Source organism: Marinomonas sp. PE14-40, from assembly GCF_051623805.1.
GTDB lineage: Bacteria > Pseudomonadota > Gammaproteobacteria > Pseudomonadales > Marinomonadaceae > Marinomonas.
The window spans coordinates 5,114,799-5,133,259 of the sequence record NZ_CP130700.1; the positions used below are offsets into that span (position 1 = coordinate 5,114,799).

The following is an 18,461-nucleotide window of genomic DNA, read 5'->3' on the forward strand; positions in this document are numbered from 1 at the left end:
TCATAAGGATAGAGTGTGAATAATAAAGATTCGATGTTTCATAATGTGATGGCTTCAACCGTAAAGGATATGAATACTTCCTTGGCGATGCTGCTTCAATCTTTTGAGGCCAATGGTGCTTTGGCCCAGCGTATGAGTGATGAGCATAAGCAGAGCTTTTCCAATATGCATTATGAAGTAGCACGTTTACAGAATAATCTTTTTCACCTTCACACCTTGTATCGAATTCAATACGAGCGTTTACCTATTGTGCATGAAGAGCACTTCGTACATGAGTTTTTAGAAGAGCAAGTTCTCAGTGTGAACGGCTTGTTCGTTATGGGGGATGTCAAAGTAGAGATTGAGTGCTTTGAGGATATGAGTGCCTATTTCGACTTTGAATTGGTTAGCTCTATTATAATTACAGCTCTAGTGAATGCGAGTCGTTATACTAAAGATGCCGTGATTATCAGAGCGCTTGCTCAAGATGACGGCATACTTATTCAAGTAGACGATAATAGCCGAGGTTTTCCTGACACGATTCTAGATAGGTTTAATGAAGGGATTCAAGATAAGAGCGAAGAGTTCAATGAACAAGGTCTGGGGTGGCTTTATTGTAATGAGATCGCTAAATCTCACCAAAATAGAGGCAGGTCTGGATATGTCGCTTTAAGTAATAACAGTATACTAAGTGGTAGCCGTTTTGAAGTCTGGCTACCATAACCTTAATTACCCTGAGAATCAGTTTTATTGAGGGATATAAATACTTAGGCAGGCGCCTTTAAGGGTGCTTGAGTCAGTCTTAGAAATGTATCCCTGATTATCATCATTGCTATGAGCTTGGGCTGATAGCTCAGTAAAGTAAAGCCCTAGACCTGTGCTACTATCTAGAAAGTTTTCTTCTTCGCTGTTTGATTCAGAAAAACCAGGGCCATCATCTTCTATCTTGAATACTAGATAGCCATCGATGATATCTGCTTTTAATAGTATCTTGCTCTTAGCAAACCGTAATGCGTTGTATACCCCAGTACTGATGACTGAAGTGAGTAGTCTTTCATCAAAGTTTGCTAATAAAGACTCATCACATTCATAACTCAGTATAAGGTGTCTTGCTGTAGCAGACTGGCTTAATACAAAAACCTGGTCGTCTAGAAACTCACTTACTTGTAAAGTCTCGGTTTGTAAGTCATAACCATCGGAGGCTAATTTGAATAAATATAGATATTCAACCCATTCATCGTTGAGTTGTTTAAGGCCTTCTTCAATATTATTGATTTTTTCAACTTGTTCTATTGGGCCTTCAAATTCAGACTTTAATGTTTGAAGTTGATACATGAGATTGCCAACGGCATTTTTACTCTCGTGAATTGAGCTGGCGAGTATGACGCTAATATCAACTTTCTTCACTTGATTCTCCCAGTAATGGTTCTAATTTCTTTTTAAACCTGTCTGATTGTGGTGCCGCAAGCCCCATGTCCACATCTTGTTTATAGAGTAAGTGAGCACTTTTTGCTTGGTTTAACTTATCTTGAGTAATAAAAAGTTCGATTTCAATTTCATAAGCACCACTTTTTATCTTTGGATTATCACCAAACAGTTTTTGAATTTTCTTGAGTGTGATTTTGAAGTTATCAACTTGCCTATTAGATAGCTCGTGTTCTTTAGCAATACCAATGAAGGATTTTAAATGTTGGAAGTAGATACTGCTATCACTGTAAATGGAGTGCTTAGCAAGAAAAACAGCTCGTCGGAATGACATTTCAGACGTTTCAAAATCATTTAGCTCTGAGCTTAATTCTCCTAATTCAATTTGACGTAAAATGGCTTTTGGTGATTTAGCGACGGCATCAATTAGCGTAGTTTGCGCCTCTTCTTTTTTATCTAGTTTAACCAAGCATTTCGCTAACCAGTCATAGGCATTCACAAAAAAACGATTATCAAGCATTAGCTGTCTAAATCGACTTTCTGCTTCCTCGTAATTTCCTTTATAGAAATAAGCTTTAGCAAGACCAAAAAGGGCCCAAGGCATTTTTCGCTCTTTTAGTGCTGTCTGAAATAGTTCAATGGCATTGTCATATTGTTCTAGTTCAAGAAAGCACTCACCTTTGATTCTTGAGCACTTTGACTCCAAAAAGGGGTGCGCTTCAACAACCTTAACGGCTTCTTCTATTGCTTGTTCATACTTTTTTTGGTCTAGGGCATGATTTACGTCATAGAGTTTTTGTTTGCTCTCTATCAGCTTTAATAGTCTGCGTTGTAATAATGCTTGAGAGAAAGGTTTGGAAATATAACCATCAGGTTGATATTCAATTGCGCCCATAACCATTTCAATTGAGGTTTCAGCGGTAACCATTAAATAGGTTGATGTATTCGGAATAAGGTTTGAGTGACGTACTTCTTCTAGTAGTTGCTGACCATCCTTGCCACTGCCTAAATTGTAGTCAGACAATACAACGTCATAGGTATTAGATCTTAATAGTTCTATGGCAGATTCGGCTTTCATTGCCAATTCAATTTGCTTAAAACCAAAGTCAGTTAGCATCTTTTTTTGTAATATACGGGCTTCAGCCATATCTTCAATAAGAAGTGCTCTTTGGTTTGAAAAATCAATTTCTGCCATATTTTTTCACTTATATCGTGTTTTTAATAATGTGATCCAGGTGTTTCTTCTAACATACTGGAAAACACCTCATCTTCTTCAGAATGAGTTTGTGCAATTGCGTAAGTACCAGATGCCCATTCACCTAAATCAATCAATTTGCATCTTTCACTGCAAAAAGGGCGATACTTGTTTTCTTTGTTCCAAACTGACTTACCCTTACAGTTAGGGCAGCTAATTTCTTTCACTGTTTCTGTGTTAGTTTTCATTAAAATTTTCAATAATAAATTGGTTCAACTCATCGACTTTAGCATTCAAATCACTGATATTTCCAGTATTTTTAATTATAGTATTAGCTAATTCTGATCTACGCATATCTGATATTTGATTGTCAATAATTTTATTTGCTAGCTCTTCACTGCAATTATCTCTTACTGTCACCCTTTGTACTTGTACTTCCCTTGGAACACTGATTGCGATGACATAGTCACAACGATTGTTTTGTTCAGTCTCAAATAATAAGGGGTGTACTAATAGAACATACTTGCTATCGGCAGCAGAAATTAATTCTTCAATGCGGTTGTGAATTTCAGGGTGTGTTATTGATTCAAGCCAGTGTTTCTCTGCTTTATCTTCAAAAACAATCTGGCGTAACTGTCGTCTATCTAGTTGTTTGTTATCGAGCAAAATTCCCTTTCCGTAACGTTCTACAATTGCCTTAAGGCACTTGCTGCCAGGTTCTACCACCTCTCTAGCAACATCATCAGCATCGATACTAATGATGCCTAATTGGTTAAAAAGTTTGCTGATTGTCGATTTACCCGATCCAATCCCGCCAGCTAAACCTACAAGAGTTTTTTTATTTATTTCTGTCATATAATATTAGTACTGATTTGTAATGAAAAAATTTAATAAGGCTGAAAAGCAAAGAAAAGGTCCAAAAGCAAGGCTCTGATAACGTCCCTTTCTACTGAAAATAGCATAAATAACGCCAGTAATACTGGCGTAAAAAAGGATGTAGAACAAACTTTCAACCCCTTGCCAAGCACCAAGTGCTGCTAATAATTTGGCATCCCCCAAACCTATGGCTTCAATATCCTTAAATATCAAATATAGCTGACGTATTGAGACAATACATAAATAACCTAACATCATGCCTAATACGGCATCCTTCATTGAAATTGTGCTTTCAACAATATTAAAGGTTAAGGCGAAGCCTAAAAGTAATAGATTGAGTTGATCAGGTATCCATTGAACTTTCCAATCTATGATGGATATACAGATCAGTAAACTAAATATACAGGTGAGTATTAAGAGTGAAATCCAATTAGTGCTGATAAAAAGTAAAGGTAAACAGGTTAGCAAACTTGCAAGTTCAGTTAATGGATAGCTCAGAGGTATAGCTTTTTTGCAGTAGCGACATCTTCCCTTGGTACTTATAAAACTCAAAATGGGGATAAGATCATAAAACTTAAGCGTGTGCTTGCATTCAGGACATAAAGACCAACCTGAATTGAATGAAGGGGGCGGGTTATTATCAAAGGGGAGCTCTAAAAACTGATGGGCTTCTTTGCGCCATATAAACTCTTCATATTTTGGTGTCCTACTGATATAAGCCGTCATGGCACTGCCAAAGCATAGGCATATGAGCACATATAATAGAATTGAAGCGATAGTTAATTCCAAGAGTGAGTTCTCATCCTGTGTTATTTATCCTATGTTTATCAGTGGTAAGTAAATGGTTAATAGGGTTTTACTAACAAAAATACCCGCAATCATTAAGCCTAGTATTGGGCATAGTCTCTCAACGAGAGTTAAGCTTGCTTGCCACCTTTCATGATGAATATGTGTGGCAGAGTCGATTGCTCTAATAATATCGCCCGAATGGCATGAAGCTTCTAAGGCTAACAAAGATTCCTTTGGAAACCAATAAGTTGGAAAACTGACTAAGTAACTATCTCCCAACCTAAGGTGATAGTAAGTCAGTAAAAGCTCATCTTTAAGCTTTGGGTGTGAGAAGTTTTTAGGTAATAACGTAAGCGCATTCTGTAAGTGATTACCTGTGCTTAAAGATGCTTTCAATAAACTGAATAGTTTGTTAAGTCTAAATGCTTGATAATTTTTTTCAGTAAAATTTATCATTAAACTAGATTCAAGTAAGTAAAAAGTGATGAGTTGGGATACCGTGATGGAAAAGTAAATACCCAAGTTTGCTTGTAATTGATCCGACTTTTGTGTATTCAAAATGAGGCTTGCTAACCAAATAATTAAAGACAACTGAATGACAAAGTATGGATAAATAAGACTTTTTTGTAATCGTTTAATCCAGCTCCTTAGTTGAGCTATCTGCTCGTGTAAAATGTTTAAATTCTCTAAGAGTTGCTCACTAGTACTATTTTGAATGAATAGATGACAATAACCATGCAGTGAAGGCTCGACTAGTGATTTAAAGCAGACATTAAAAGGTGTCCCCATGCTAATTTCATCACAGATGGCATGGGATATTAATGCCATGTTCGACTTTTTATGGTTTTTGCTTAAATAAGTTAATACTTCTTGTAACTTGAGGCCTGCTTCTAGGCCTTTTAGTAGTTCAGAAAGAAAGCTAACAAGGAGCTTACTATTTAGTGGTTTTAACCTTATCTTTTTAATTTTAATCGCCCACTTTTTCTGACTAAAATGATCTAAATAAGCACTTTCTATAGAGGGGTAGAATCTAACCATGCTTACGTCATTACTTTCAATTCTGAACCAAGGCATAAGTACATTACTCCTTTGAATCACCGAAAAATGACCAGAGAGAGTCTTTTTGCGTGAGGCTATTATACTGGGAAGGGCGATTCTCATTACCCCAGTTTGGAGTGGCACCAAAAAATATGGGTTTGGCATTGAGCTGATCAAAGTGCATTTTTTGATGCAAAATTAATCGAATGACACTGCTTAATGCAAAAAAATCTACCTGCCATGATTGCATTCTATGGATAGCATCAATCACTGAATTACTATGTAAAGTAGCGAATACCATATGGCCTGTTAAAGCGGCCGTTATGGCTAGTTGTGCTGTCTCAGCATCTCTTAACTCTCCCACTAAAATAACATCTGGATCCTGTCGCATAAAAGACTTGAGTAGACTTGTATGAGTAATGTTAATTGCCAGTTGCGGCTCACATTGAAAATAGCTATCTACTTCGTATTCAATAGGATCTTCAATGGTGAAAATAGCTTTGTTTCGCTGGTTTAGCTTCTCTAGACAAGCATAAAGCGTTGTTGTCTTTCCTGCTCCTGTCGCTCCACAAACCAAAAATAAGCCACTATCTTGGGTTAAGGCTTTATTTATCTCATTCACTAATGCGTTTGGTAAGTTAAGCTCCTCTAGTTGTCTTATTTTATTTTGATGTAATAAGCGTAAAGCCACTTTTTCACCTTTTTGTGTGGCAATAATACTAACGCGAATAAAGTAAAGCCTTTGATTAATGCTGTATTTAAATTGACCTTCTTGAGTTCGCCTAGTTTCAGAAAGGTCTAAGTTAGCCATGATTTTTAGGCGGTTAATTAAATTTCCTGGCGCTTGGCGTAAAAAAAGATCTAGCTTCCCAGCGACTCTAAATAAGACTTTGTAGTCTTTTTCTTCTGGACATAAATGAATATCCGTGGCCTGCATTTCAGTTGCATGTTGAAAGATTTCTTCTAGCATCATCATAAACTTTCGACCTCATCATTTTCAGTTGTTGAGCAATGACTAGGTAAATAATCTGAGGAAAGGGTCGAGAGGCAAGACCAGTTCGCGCTGCTATTGCGTGAAAACACAAAATAGTGGCCAGCATCTAAACCAGGTAGTGTATTCAAAGTGATTTTTAAATCACCACTTATACCATCAGTATTATCGATGAGAATTTGGTCTATATGGCTATCCGTACCAGCAGTAATAAGCCAGTCTTCGAATTCAGAGCTGGTCGGGAAATTATCATTTATCATAATAAATTCTTCTATCGCAGCTTGATTTTGATTGGCTAAATTATGAACTGATACTAGATTGGCTTTGGCAACTTGTCGCGTTAACTTGGGAGCGCTAAGACTTGCTAGAATAGAGATGATTGCGATGACAATCATAAGCTCAACAAGTGTAAATCCATTCATTTTAGATGAATGAGGCAGACGGGTTCTTATTTCCATTATTTCCTCCGTGAAATTTGGAAATGATTTTTAAAGACGCACTAAGCTCATCCTTAAGCTTAAATAGTCTGTTTTAAACTAGCTGATGAAAGCTAGTTTTGCTTCTACTTTCTGCTTCACTATATGGGTTTATAATCTGTTTATCTGATGCTGTCTGGCTAAAGTTAGTCTTATCTTGATTTGAGTCCTGTTCACTCTCTTCAGCCCTCTCTTTAGCTAATTCTGTTCTAGCGGTATTCATAGACTGTTGAGCTTCAGAAGCAATACTTCTATCTTGCGAAGAGGGTTCTTGCGGCGCTAAAGCTGCTCGATACACCTGTTTCATTTTATCGATAGTCGCCTGTGGATTATTGGCTATCACACTTAGATCAATCGACACCTCACCATTAATCGCATAACGACTGCCATTTGGGCCTGTTTCGTATTCATATTGAGGTGCGCCCGCATGGGGACCGCCAGCACTAGCATGAGCTCTTTCATGATTTTTAACTTCTTGATCCCTTCGTTTTAACTGGTCCACTTCTTTTTGTTCTGCATCGCTTAATCCTTGCTCTATCTGAAATTTACTTTGAGGCTGAATTTGAGATTTTTTTTGATAGACCAGCTGAGTATTATTATGGATGTCTGATGCTCTACTCGCTAAATCTTGTTCAGCATGATTATGTTGGGACAAGTGCCTGCCTTGCTCAGATAAGGTAACAAAACGATTATTCTCATTAAGGGGTGTACTTTGACTGGTTGCTTGTCTAGTTAATTGTTGATTGTGTGGATGTTCGTCTGCCTCAAACTGGTTGGGCGCTGTTGCTGGTGGCATTTTAGAGAATGCTTCAATAGCGTGAGGAATACTCATAGACATAAAACATCTCGCTAAAACTTAGAGGCTTGCTTTAATTATAATGCCTGAGCGTTTTTTGTACAGAAGGGCGAGGTTGATGAATAGTGTTTAAAAAAAGAGTAAAAAGAGCTAGTTGATCTAATGACCCACTAGCCCTCTATATTTGGTTAACTGTGTTCTGATTGAATAGCGGTTATCGCAATGGTGTAAACAATATCATCGACCAGTGCGCCGCGAGATAGGTCATTCACAGGTTTGCGAATACCTTGCAACATAGGGCCGATACTGATGACATCGGCACTTCGCTGTACTGCTTTATAGGTAGTGTTACCCGTATTTAAGTCTGGGAAAATAAAGACGGTAGCACGGCCTGCCACTTTACTATTAGGTGCTTTTTGTTTTGCTACGTCTTCCATAATGGCTGCATCGTACTGTAGCGGCCCATCAATGAGTAAATCAGGGCGTTTTGCCTGTGCCATTTCAGTGGCTAACTTTACTTTTTCAACATCGTTACCAGCACCAGAGCCGCCTGTACTATAGCTGATCATAGCCACGCGGGCAGGAATGCCAAACGCAATAGCAGAGTCCGCACTTTCAATGGCAATCTCAGCGAGCTGTTCTGCGCTTGGATCTGGATTAATTGCACAATCTCCGTATACCAAAACCTGATCTGGTAAACACATGAAGAAGACAGAGGAGACCAAAGAAGAGTTTGAGGAGGTTTTTACTAATTGCAATGCTGGGCGAATGGTATTCGCTGTTGTATGAATCGCTCCGGAAACCAGTCCGTCCACATCACCCGTTTCTAGCATCATGGTGCCTAAGGTTACATTATCTTCAAGTTGCTCACGGGCGACTATGTCAGTAAGGCCTTTATGTTTTCTGATCTCCACCATAGGAGCAATGTAACGATCACGAATAGAGCTAGGGTTTAAAATCTCAACATCAGGATGCAGTTCAATGCCATTGTTATGGGCAATGCGCATGATCTGAGATTCGTCACCTAATAATATACAGCGAGCAATGCCACGTTCAGTGCATATAGAGGCCGCCTCAATTGTGCGCACTTCTTCACCTTCGGGGAGTACGACGCACTTTTTCAGTGCTCTTGCTTGTTCGATTAGCTTATATCTAAATGCAGGTGGTGAAAGCTTTCTCTCATCCTGATTAAGAGCGAAAGAGCTTATCCATTCATGATCAATACAGCGAGCCATATGTTCTTTCACTAGTGAGATACGCTGCTTATCATCAAGTGGAATCTCCTGATTAAAAGACTGCATGCCGATTGCCGTTTCCCAACTGTTGGTATCCACAGAAAGAATCGGAAGGCCTTTAGCCATGGCTTTACCGCAAAGCTTGAGAAGGTCTTCACTAGGTTGGTAGCTACCCGTTAGAACGAGTGCAGCTATTTTAGTGTCGTTAAGAGCCGCGATGGCTGTTGCCATTATGATGTCGGTTCTATCTCCAGGGGTGAAAACGAGCACGCCAGGTTTTAGCGCGGGTAGCGTGTTTTCTACACCGCGAGCACATAGGGTAAATGATTGAACGCGGCGAGTATCTAATTCCCCCGCATTAATAACTTTCGCATTGAGAAAATCAGCAACATCTCTGGCTCTTGGGTAAGTTAACTCTTCAGTCTTAGGTATTTGCCCTAATAAATTGAAATTGCGTTTAAAAATAGGGCGCTGAGCAAATGAATCACCATAGGACTTAGAGCCAAGTGAGCCAGGGATTGTTTTGTTAAGTATACAGCCGATAACGTCATCAGCCTTTATGCCGCCATAAGATCCTGCGGCAATTTCAACATGGTGCTCTAGTTCATTAACTCGCATATTGTTGGGCGCAGTAACGAGTACTAGTGAGGCATCAAGTGTTTTGGCTATGGCTTTGTTTAGCCTTGTTGCATAAGGGTGACCAGGAATTTGAGCAAGACCTTCAATAATAACAGTACTGTCTGCTTCTATACTTGACTGAAATCTGGCAACCACTTCTTCCATTAGCTCTTCAATTTGGTCGTTATATAAAAAACGTTCAGCTTCATGTAAAGGGATAGGGTCAGCTGGTGTGAGAGTTGAGCCTTGAGCAACCATGGCTGTCGATCTGTCCGGACCAGCGTCACCTGGTCTTGGTTGTGCGATTGGTTTAAAAAAACTCGCCTTGAGACCCTGTTGTTCGAGTGCCCGTACCAATCCCACTGAAACTGAAGTGAGGCCAACACCTGGGCCAGTTGGTACTGTCATTAGGACATTAGTAGACATGTCTATTTCCAAATTCTAATTATATAAGGTGGTCGTATTAGGTTAACGGCCTAAGCTTGAATTAAATGAATGGTATCCAAGGCAATCATCAATTCTTCATTTGTTGGGATAACCCAAACAGTTTTATTATTTTGTGCTTTCGAAATCTTGTGTATCTGTTTTCTAGGTAGATCAATATTAGTCTGTTTATCAATTTCTATGCCAAAAAGGTTTAGTGCTTGACAGACTTGCTGACGGACATAAACAGAGTTCTCACCTATGCCACCGGTAAATACTAAATGGTCAAATGTGGTTAATGAGGTGGCAAGGGCTGCAATGCTTTTTGCTGTACGAGTACAAAACATGTCTAGGGCTAATTTTGCTCTTTCATCTCCCGCTTTCATTGCCTCTTCTAAAGTACGGCAGTCATTTGAAAGTTCTGATATACCTAAAAGGCCACTCTCTTTATTCAAAATGTTTAAGCAATCATCAAGACTCTTACCTTCAGCTTTAGCAACAAAGCTCAATATCATAGGGTCGATACTGCCAGAACGTGTTCCCATCATCAGTCCATCAAGAGGTGTGAGGCCCATGCTAGTATCAACTGACTTACCATCTTGGATAGCGCATACACTGGCTCCGTTGCCAAGGTGAGCAACTATTACTCCTTGATGTAAGGACTGCTCGTCTACTTGAGATAGCGTTTGGCTTATATAACGGTAACTGGTGCCATGGAAACCATATTTTCTAAGGGTGTGGTCTCGATAGAAATGCATAGGAATAGGGTAGAGGTATTGTTCTTGCTTTAATGACTGGTGAAAAGCTGTGTCAAAAACGGCAACTTGAGGAAGATTAGCAAATAGGTTCGCACAGGCAGTAATGCCTTTAATGTTCGCGGGATTGTGTAACGGTGCCAAATTAGCACATGCTTCTATGGCATTCATCGCCTTATCGTCAATCAGAACTGACTGACTAAAAGATTCGCCACCATGAACAACTCGGTGACCTATGCCAATTAACTTTTCAGTTATATGAGGGTGTTGGTCAAGCCATGATTTTATACTGGTTAGAACATCTTGATGGGAGCCAAGGTTCAGTGACACTGTTTCTTTCGTTTGATTGTATTCAAAATCAATCGACGCTGACTCACTGCCTAAACGCTCTGCAATTCCTTCAAGAATAACCTGCTTACCTTGCTGAGACAGAATTGCAAACTTTAAGGAAGAACTGCCACTATTTATAACCAGTATAAAATCGTTCATTTTTAGTCTTTAACTACTCTTAATGAAAGGTCGATAGCATGTAGGTGTTTAGTTAGTGCTCCAACAGAAACAAAATCAACGCCTGTATTTGCTACATCTAATAAGTCTTGTTTAGTCATATTGCCAGAAGCTTCAAACTTAACTTTGCTACCATAAGTCGCTACTGCTTCTTCCATCATACTTAGGGAGAAGTTATCGAGCATAATAATATCAGCACCAGCGATTACTGCTTGTTCTACTTCTGCAAGACTCTCTGTTTCAACTTCTATGGTTTTGCCTGATGCTATAGTTTGCGCTTGCTTTATTGCATTTTCGATAGAGCCTGCAGCCATGATATGATTTTCTTTAATTAAGAATGCATCATATAAGCCAACTCTATGGTTTTGAGCACCACCCACAGTGACCGCGTACTTTTGAGCTAAACGCCAGCCAGGAATCGTTTTACGGGTATCTAAAACGGTTAATTTTGTGTTCGCTACTAGCTGAGCATACTCCCTTGAAACTGTTGCAGTGTAAGATAAGCTCTGTAAGAAGTTTAATGCGCAGCGTTCGCCCGTTAAAATACTGCGAGCGTTACCAGACAAGGAGAATATTTTTTGATTAGCGCTAAGCTGTTCGCCTTCTTCTGCAAACCAACTAATCTCAACATTTTTATCGAGCTGCTTGAATACCTCTTCAACCCAAGCTTTCCCACATAAGATAGCATCTTCACGGGTAATCACATTCGCTCTAATGCTTTCATCAGATGGAATAAGTTGAGCTGTAATATCACCAGAGCCAATGTCTTCAGCTAGTGCTTGGCTAACCTGAGATGTTATCTGATGCTGAAGTTGGGCATCGTTAGGTGTCATGCTGTGTCCTGTAAGTACAAATTGAAAAGAGGCATATTGTAACGGGTATTGGCAATTGCGTCAGCGCCAAGCCAGCGATTTTTATTTTCTTATTTGTATATAAGTCAAATACTAGGAGAGCTTTTTAGTATTTTGTTAAGGCTTTGAGATTTTTACAAATCTCAAAGCCTGGCATTTTAGTAAAAGAGAATAGACAGTAGGTAGAGATAAAAGAGCCCCCATTAATCTTCTTTTTATGAGTGGCGCGACTTAATCGCAGGTTTCAAGGAATTATCATTAGATTGAAAATGCTTGCTGCTTTTCAAAAGGGCGCAGGTTACACTCAAAGTTGATCATCTATTCGATACCTAGAAAAAGGTGGTCACCTTTATAAGATATTAACGTTAGATTTTTACCCAAAAAATAGCGTTAAGCACTCATAAAGTAGCCAAAAGCTACATAAAAATAAACGCGCAAAACGCGAGAGGTGTTCTATGCATTCAGTTTTATCTCAAGAAATCCCCTCATCAGAGCCACTTTTGGATAACAGTTCATTTCGTATTGTGAAATTAGACGTGAGTACTCATGTAGATTTTGATCATCATGAAGCGGTTTATCGCTGCCAAGATGATGAATCTGGTTTAATTGCATTTATTGGTATTCATAATCGAAACCGTGGGCCTGCTGTTGGCGGTTGTCGAATGTGGAATTATCAGTCAGAAGCCGATGCTATTACTGATGCCCTTCGTTTATCTAAAGGCATGACTTATAAGAATTCAGTTTCATCTTTAGCATTTGGTGGTGGTAAGGCTGTCATTTTTGGCGTACCCAGTGCAGAAAAACGTGAATTGGTTTTAGAAGCGTTTGGACGCTTCGTAAACACCCTCGAAGGCCGTTATTACACAGCTGAGGACGTTGGCATTTCTCCAAAAGACATGTCAATTGTGAAACGAAATACAAATTTTGTGTATGGATTGTCAGAAATTAGTGGCGATCCGTCACCTTTTACTGCCTTTGGCGTGTACCAAGGTATTAAAGCCGCTTGTGAAAAAAAATACGGATCAGATTCTCTTCAGGGTAAACGTGTCTTAGTACAGGGGATTGGGCATGTTGGCTATTATCTTTGTGAATATTTACACCAAGATGGTGCCCAATTATTGGTTTGTGATTTAAATGAAAAAGCCTGCGAAAAAGCTAAAAATGACTTCAATGCAGAGATTGTTTTTTCAGATCAGTTATTTGGACTTGCAATAGACATCTATGCGCCATGCGCTTTAGGTGGTACTCTTAGCGCCGAATTTGTAAACCAGTTCACAGGGGATATCGTTTCTGGTGCTGCTAATAATCAATTAGTCACACCAGCTATTGGTGATTTGATACATGAAAAAGGGGTGTTATATGCACCTGATTATGTGATCAACGCCGGTGGAATAATTAACATATCCTTTGAGCCTGATTATTCTTCAGTTGCTGCAAAACAGCGTGTTGCAAAAATCAGGACTACACTTCGAGATCTTTTTGAAAGATCCGAATCGGAAAACGTTCCGACCTATAGGGTGGCTGATGAAATGGCGTTGGAAAACTTAAAACAATAATAATTTCGACCCCAATCATGCTAAACACAAGTCCATTATATTTTAATAGACTAGTGTTTAGCATGAGCGTTAGCTGGTTCCATACTTATCCTAGTGTGGCTCCAACGGTTCGTTTAAAAGGCACTTCGGTTGAAAACAATCAAAATCAACGGTTGAGCCAAGATCTGTTCTAATAGCGGGGGGTTATTAATACTATGACTGAGCAGCATATTCTCAATGATATCGATCCAATTGAAACCAAAGAATGGGTAGATGCACTTGAGTCTGTTCTTCGTGAAGAAGGACCGGAACGTGTACAATACATTTTAGATCAACTGAATAAAGAAGCGACTAAAGCCGGCGCACCTATGCCAGCTTCTATCACTACATCTTACCGTAACACTATCTCACCTCAAGATGAGAAGCCGTTACCTGGTGATTTGTTTATGGAACGTCGTATTCGTTCTATTATTCGTTGGAACGCATTAGCTATGGTAATGAAGGCAAACCGAGTCGATTCGACACTTGGTGGTCACATTACGAGTTTCTCATCAGCAGCAACCTTATATGATATAGGTTTTAACCACTTCTTCCGTGGTGGCGATGGCAAACAAGAAGCTGATATGGTTTTCTTCCAAGGCCATATATCCCCAGGTATCTATGCCCGTTCATACATCGAAGGTCGCTTGACCGATGAACAGCTAGATAACTACCGTCGTGAAGTTGACGGCAAGGGTCTTTCTTCATACCCACACCCTTGGTTGATGCCTGACTATTGGCAGTTCCCAACGGTTTCTATGGGTCTAGGTCCACACCAAGCTATTTATCAAGCACATGTACTTAAATACCAACAAAGTCGTGGTTTGATCGATCATGGTGACCGTAAAGTATGGGCATTTTTAGGTGACGGTGAGTGTGACGAGCCAGAATCTTTAGGTGCAATAGCACTTGCTGGCCGTGAAAAGCTGGACAATCTGATCTTCGTGATTAACTGTAACCTACAGCGTCTAGATGGCCCTGTTCGTGGTAACGGTAAGATTGTTCAAGAGCTTGAAGGTGTCTTCAGAGGCGCTGGCTGGAATGTTGTTAAATGTTTATGGGGTCGTCATTGGGATCCTTTATTCGAAAAAGATACAAAAGGTTTACTAGCAAAACGTATGGACGAAGTCTGTGACGGTGAGCTACAAAACTACAAGGCAAATGGTGGCGCTTATACGCGTGAGCACTTCTTTGGCAAATATCCAGAACTACTGGAAATGGTCAAAGATATGTCTGACGATGACATCATGAACCTAAACCGTGGTGGTCATGACCCTTATAAGGTGTATGCAGCTTATGCTGAAGCATCTAAGAATGATGGTCGCCCAACAGTGGTACTTGCTCAAACCGTTAAAGGTTATGGCATGTTTAAAGCTGCTGAAGCACAAAATACCGCTCACCAAACTAAGAAGTTGGACGAAGAATCATTGGCAATGTTCCGTGATAAATTCGGTATTCCAATTAGTGATGAAGAGCTTAAGGATCTACCTTACTACCGTCCAGCTGAAGACAGCCCAGAGATGAAATATCTTCGTGCTCGTCGTTCTGAGTTGCACGGTGCTTTCCCTGCGCGTCGTAAAGCCAGTGAAGCCCTTGAAGTACCTTCTTTAGAAGCATTCAAAGCACAAATACAAAACACAAAAGGTCGTGAAATTTCATCGACTATGGCATTTGTTCGTGTCTTAAACTCACTTGTTAAAGACAAGAAAATTGGTCATCGTGTTGTGCCTATCGTTGCTGATGAAGCGCGTACTTTTGGTATGGAAGGCATGTTCCGTCAATTGGGTATCTACTCAGCTGAAGGTCAGCGTTACACACCACATGATCACACTCAGATCATGTACTACAAAGAAGACCAAAAAGGTCAGATCCTACAAGAAGGGATTAACGAAGCTGGCGCGATGTCTGCTTGGTTGGCGTGTGCGACATCTTACAGCAACAGTAATTATCCAATGATTCCTGTTTACATCTACTACTCTATGTTCGGCTTCCAACGTGTTGGTGACCTTGCATATGCAGCAGGTGATTCGCGTGCTCGTGGCTTCCTAATCGGTGCAACAGCAGGTCGTACCACACTTAACGGTGAAGGTCTGCAGCACGAAGATGGTCATTCGCATCTATTGGCAGGTACGATTCCGAACTGTGTCTCTTACGATCCTACTTACTCTTATGAAGTAGCTGTAATTGTACAAGACGGTATGCGTCGTATGTACCAAGAGCAAGAAAGTGTTTTCTATTACCTAACCGTAATGAACGAAAACTATGCTCATGAAGACATGCCAGAAGGTGCTGAAGAAGGCATCATCAAAGGTATGTACAAGCTTAAAGAGCACACTAAGAAGTCTAATAAGAAACAAGTTCAACTATTAGGTTCTGGTGTTATCTTGCGTGAAGTAGAAGCCGCTGCTGAAATGCTTTTCAATGATTATGGCATTAACTCTAATATTTGGAGTGTGACATCTTTCAATGAATTGCGTCGTGACGGTCTTGATGTTGAGCGTTGGAACCTATTGCACCCAGAAGCAGAACCACGTGCTAATTACGTGTCTGATTGCCTAAACGGTGCGGGTCCAGTTATTGCGTCTACTGACCACGTTAAATTGTTTGCAGATCAAATTCGTCCGTTTATCGATAGCACTTACAGCGTATTGGGAACAGATGGCTTTGGCCGTAGTGATACTCGTGAGAAATTGCGTCACTTTTTCGAAATCAACCGCTATTGGGTGGTTGTTGCTACTCTTAAAGCCTTGGCTGACGACGGAGAAATTGAGGCATCAGTGGTTCAAGAAGCAATTGTTAAGTTTGGTCTAGATCCAGAAAAACCAAACCCAGTAACTTGCTAATTACCATTTAAATCTGTGCCTGATCTAAGATTAGTCTTGATCAGGCTATTTATATTTTTGATGCGTCTTAATGACAAAGGAGATTTCCGTGAGTACAGAGATCATTCATGTACCGGATATTGGCGGTGCAGCCGATGTTGAAGTGATCGAGATTAATGTCCAAGTTGGCGACATGATCGAAATTGATCAAGCAATTGTTGTATTAGAAACAGATAAAGCCTCTATGGAAGTGCCTGCTTCTGTTGCAGGTAAAGTGACCAGCATTGCTATCGCAGAAGGTGCGACAGTAAATGAAGGTGACGTAATTCTTGAAGTTGAAGTAGCGGGTGGTGAGGTTGCTGTAGAAGCTGCTGCGCCTGCTCCAGTAGCGCAAGCTGCGCCTGTTGTTGAAGCGGCTCCTGCTGCTGCGCCAACGGTATCAGCTGAAGTAGCTGTTGCTGTGCCAGATATTGGCGGTGCGACGGATGTAGAAGTTATTGAAATTTGCGTTAGCGTAGGTGACGAAGTTGGTGAAGGCGACTCAATTGTTGTGCTTGAAACTGACAAAGCATCTATGGATATTCCTGCACCTGCTGCAGGTAAAGTGGTTAGCATCTCTATCAATGTTGGTGACACAGTATCAGAAGGTGGTGCTATTTTAGTACTTGCTTCTCAAACTGCTGCCCCAGCTGCTGAGGTTGCCCCTGCTGTAGCGGAAGCGCCTGTTGTGGCTGCTCCAGCACCTGTTGCTGCGCCAGTTGTGACTGCTGGTGGTGTTGAAGCCGTAACTGTACCTGATATTGGTGGTGCTGAAGGCGTTGAAATTATTGAAATTTCAGTGGCTGTAGGCGATAAAATTGAAGAGGGTGATTCCATTCTTGTGCTAGAGACAGACAAGGCATCAATGGAAATTCCTGCACCAAGCACTGGTACTGTTAAAGCAATTAAAGTAAATGTTGGTGATAAGGTTTCAGAAGGCGATATGCTTCTAGATCTTGAAGTTGAAGGATCTGTTGCTGCGGCACCAGCACCAGTTGCTGCGCCTGCTCAAGCGGCCGCACCAGCACCTGCTGCACCCGTAAAAGCAGCGCCTGCTGTTGATACTGCAGCTGTTCTAGCGACACCATCTAAAAATGTTCATGCAGGTCCTGCTGTTCGTATGCTTGCTCGCGAGCTAGGTGTTGAGCTTTCTTTGGTACGTGCAACGGGTCCTCGTGGTCGAATTACCAAAGAAGATTTGAACGCTTATGTGAAAGCGGCAGTACAGAAAGCTGTTTCTGCTCCAGCGGCATCTTCAGCAACGACTGTTGCTGGTGCTGGTATTCCGCAAGTACCTGATGTTGACTTTAGCCAGTTTGGCGAAGTTGAAATTGTGAAGATGAGCAAGATTCAAAAAATCACGGCTCAGAACATGTCACGTAACTGGTTAAACGTGCCACATGTCACACAGTTTGATAAAGCTGACATCACAGAACTTGAAGCTTTCCGTAAAGGCCTTAAAGGGGAAATGGAAAAACAGGGTGTTAAACTAACACCACTACCATTCCTAATTAAAGCGGCAGCACAAGCGTTGGTTGAAAATCCAGCATTTAATGTTTCTATGCGTGCAGATGGCGAAAGCTATGTACAAAAGAGCTATGTGAATATTGGTATTGCGGTTGATTCTCCAATCGGTCTAGTGGTTCCTGTATTACGTGATGTGGATAAAAAGTCAGTGGTTCAAATTGCTAAAGAAGCAAATGAACTGATTAAGAAAGCGCTTGGTAAGAAGCTTCTACCTGCTGATATGCAAGGCGGTTGTTTCACTATCTCTAGCTTAGGTGCTATTGGTGGTACCGGCTTTACACCTATCGTAAACTGCCCTGAAGTGGGTATCTTAGGTGTTTCTAAAGCGGATGTTGAACCACGTTGGAATGGTAAAGAGTTTGAACCTCGTACCATGTTGCCACTATGTTTATCTTATGATCATAGAGCAGTGAACGGCGGTGATGCTGGTCGCTTCATGACTTATTTAAATTCAGTACTAAGCGACTTACGTCGTATGGTGCTTTAATTTAGTTTATCTAAGTTGAGTGATTCGGTTAGCCATTTTTAATGGCTAACAAAAAAAC

At 40.5% G+C, this 18,461-nt stretch carries 16 protein-coding genes; 4 read left to right on the top strand and 12 right to left on the bottom strand.

All coding sequences use genetic code 11. From position 1 onward, the window contains the following. The first annotated feature begins 15 nt into the window (after nucleotides 1-15). The gene (locus Q0A08_RS23645; protein ID WP_438463985.1) at nucleotides 16-702 is read left to right on the top strand and encodes a sensor histidine kinase; all 687 of its coding nucleotides are present in this window, start codon (nucleotides 16-18) and stop codon (nucleotides 700-702) included. Between the two features lie 24 nt (nucleotides 703-726). On the opposite strand, the gene Q0A08_RS23650 is transcribed toward Q0A08_RS23645, so the two are convergent. From Q0A08_RS23650 to nadC, 12 genes are all read right to left on the bottom strand, one after another. Continuing rightward, on the bottom strand, nucleotides 727-1,386 hold the full coding sequence (locus Q0A08_RS23650) for a sensor histidine kinase (RefSeq protein WP_438463986.1): 660 nt from the start codon (nucleotides 1,384-1,386) through the stop codon (nucleotides 727-729). Beyond that, a complete protein-coding gene (locus Q0A08_RS23655; protein ID WP_438463987.1) occupies nucleotides 1,373-2,599 on the bottom strand; it encodes a response regulator in 1,227 nt (408 codons plus the stop codon). The genes Q0A08_RS23650 and Q0A08_RS23655 overlap by 14 nt, the downstream gene beginning before the upstream one ends. 23 nt (nucleotides 2,600-2,622) lie before the next feature. Next, on the bottom strand, nucleotides 2,623-2,847 hold the full coding sequence (locus Q0A08_RS23660) for a DNA gyrase inhibitor YacG (RefSeq protein ID WP_438463988.1): 225 nt from the start codon (nucleotides 2,845-2,847) through the stop codon (nucleotides 2,623-2,625). Further along, nucleotides 2,837-3,454, bottom strand: a complete 618-nt coding sequence (gene coaE, locus Q0A08_RS23665; protein WP_438463989.1) for a dephospho-CoA kinase — start codon at nucleotides 3,452-3,454, stop codon at nucleotides 2,837-2,839. Before coaE ends, Q0A08_RS23660 begins: the two co-directional genes overlap by 11 nt. A gap of 6 nt (nucleotides 3,455-3,460) precedes the next feature. Beyond that, entirely contained in the window at nucleotides 3,461-4,231 is a 771-nt protein-coding gene (locus tag Q0A08_RS23670) for a prepilin peptidase (protein WP_438467693.1), read from the bottom strand. A 57-nt stretch (nucleotides 4,232-4,288) separates the two neighbouring features. Next, nucleotides 4,289-5,338: a type II secretion system F family protein gene (locus tag Q0A08_RS23675; RefSeq protein ID WP_438463990.1), complete on the bottom strand. Its 1,050-nt coding sequence runs from the start codon at nucleotides 5,336-5,338 to the stop codon at nucleotides 4,289-4,291. Between the two features lie 7 nt (nucleotides 5,339-5,345). After that, complete coding sequence (locus tag Q0A08_RS23680) at nucleotides 5,346-6,278, bottom strand: GspE/PulE family protein (RefSeq protein ID WP_438463991.1); 933 nt, start codon at nucleotides 6,276-6,278, stop codon at nucleotides 5,346-5,348. Next, entirely contained in the window at nucleotides 6,275-6,751 is a 477-nt protein-coding gene (locus Q0A08_RS23685; protein WP_438463992.1) for a pilin, read from the bottom strand. Before Q0A08_RS23685 ends, Q0A08_RS23680 begins: the two co-directional genes overlap by 4 nt. A gap of 73 nt (nucleotides 6,752-6,824) precedes the next feature. Next, nucleotides 6,825-7,607, bottom strand: a complete 783-nt coding sequence (locus tag Q0A08_RS23690; protein ID WP_438463993.1) for a putative metalloprotease CJM1_0395 family protein — start codon at nucleotides 7,605-7,607, stop codon at nucleotides 6,825-6,827. Between the two features lie 146 nt (nucleotides 7,608-7,753). Continuing rightward, nucleotides 7,754-9,844 carry a phosphate acetyltransferase gene (gene pta / locus Q0A08_RS23695; protein WP_438463994.1) on the bottom strand — a complete coding sequence of 697 codons (2,091 nt, stop codon included), beginning with the start codon at nucleotides 9,842-9,844 and terminating at the stop codon, nucleotides 7,754-7,756. Between the two features lie 50 nt (nucleotides 9,845-9,894). Continuing rightward, the gene (locus tag Q0A08_RS23700) at nucleotides 9,895-11,085 is read right to left on the bottom strand and encodes an acetate/propionate family kinase (protein ID WP_438463995.1); all 1,191 of its coding nucleotides are present in this window, start codon (nucleotides 11,083-11,085) and stop codon (nucleotides 9,895-9,897) included. 2 nt (nucleotides 11,086-11,087) lie between these two features. Further along, nucleotides 11,088-11,936, bottom strand: coding sequence for a carboxylating nicotinate-nucleotide diphosphorylase (gene nadC / locus Q0A08_RS23705; RefSeq protein WP_438463996.1), 849 nt, complete (start codon nucleotides 11,934-11,936; stop codon nucleotides 11,088-11,090). 473 nt (nucleotides 11,937-12,409) lie between these two features. On the opposite strand from nadC, the gene Q0A08_RS23710 reads away from it, so the two are divergent. The 3 genes from Q0A08_RS23710 to aceF all read left to right on the top strand — a co-directional run bounded on the left by Q0A08_RS23710 (nucleotide 12,410) and on the right by aceF (nucleotide 18,403). Then, on the top strand, nucleotides 12,410-13,510 hold the full coding sequence (locus Q0A08_RS23710) for a Leu/Phe/Val dehydrogenase (protein WP_438463997.1): 1,101 nt from the start codon (nucleotides 12,410-12,412) through the stop codon (nucleotides 13,508-13,510). A gap of 194 nt (nucleotides 13,511-13,704) precedes the next feature. Beyond that, complete coding sequence (gene aceE, locus Q0A08_RS23715; RefSeq protein WP_438463998.1) at nucleotides 13,705-16,371, top strand: pyruvate dehydrogenase (acetyl-transferring), homodimeric type; 2,667 nt, start codon at nucleotides 13,705-13,707, stop codon at nucleotides 16,369-16,371. Nucleotides 16,372-16,441: 70 nt separating this feature from the next. Next, complete coding sequence (gene aceF / locus Q0A08_RS23720) at nucleotides 16,442-18,403, top strand: pyruvate dehydrogenase complex dihydrolipoyllysine-residue acetyltransferase (RefSeq protein ID WP_438463999.1); 1,962 nt, start codon at nucleotides 16,442-16,444, stop codon at nucleotides 18,401-18,403. Nucleotides 18,404-18,461 lie beyond the last annotated feature (58 nt).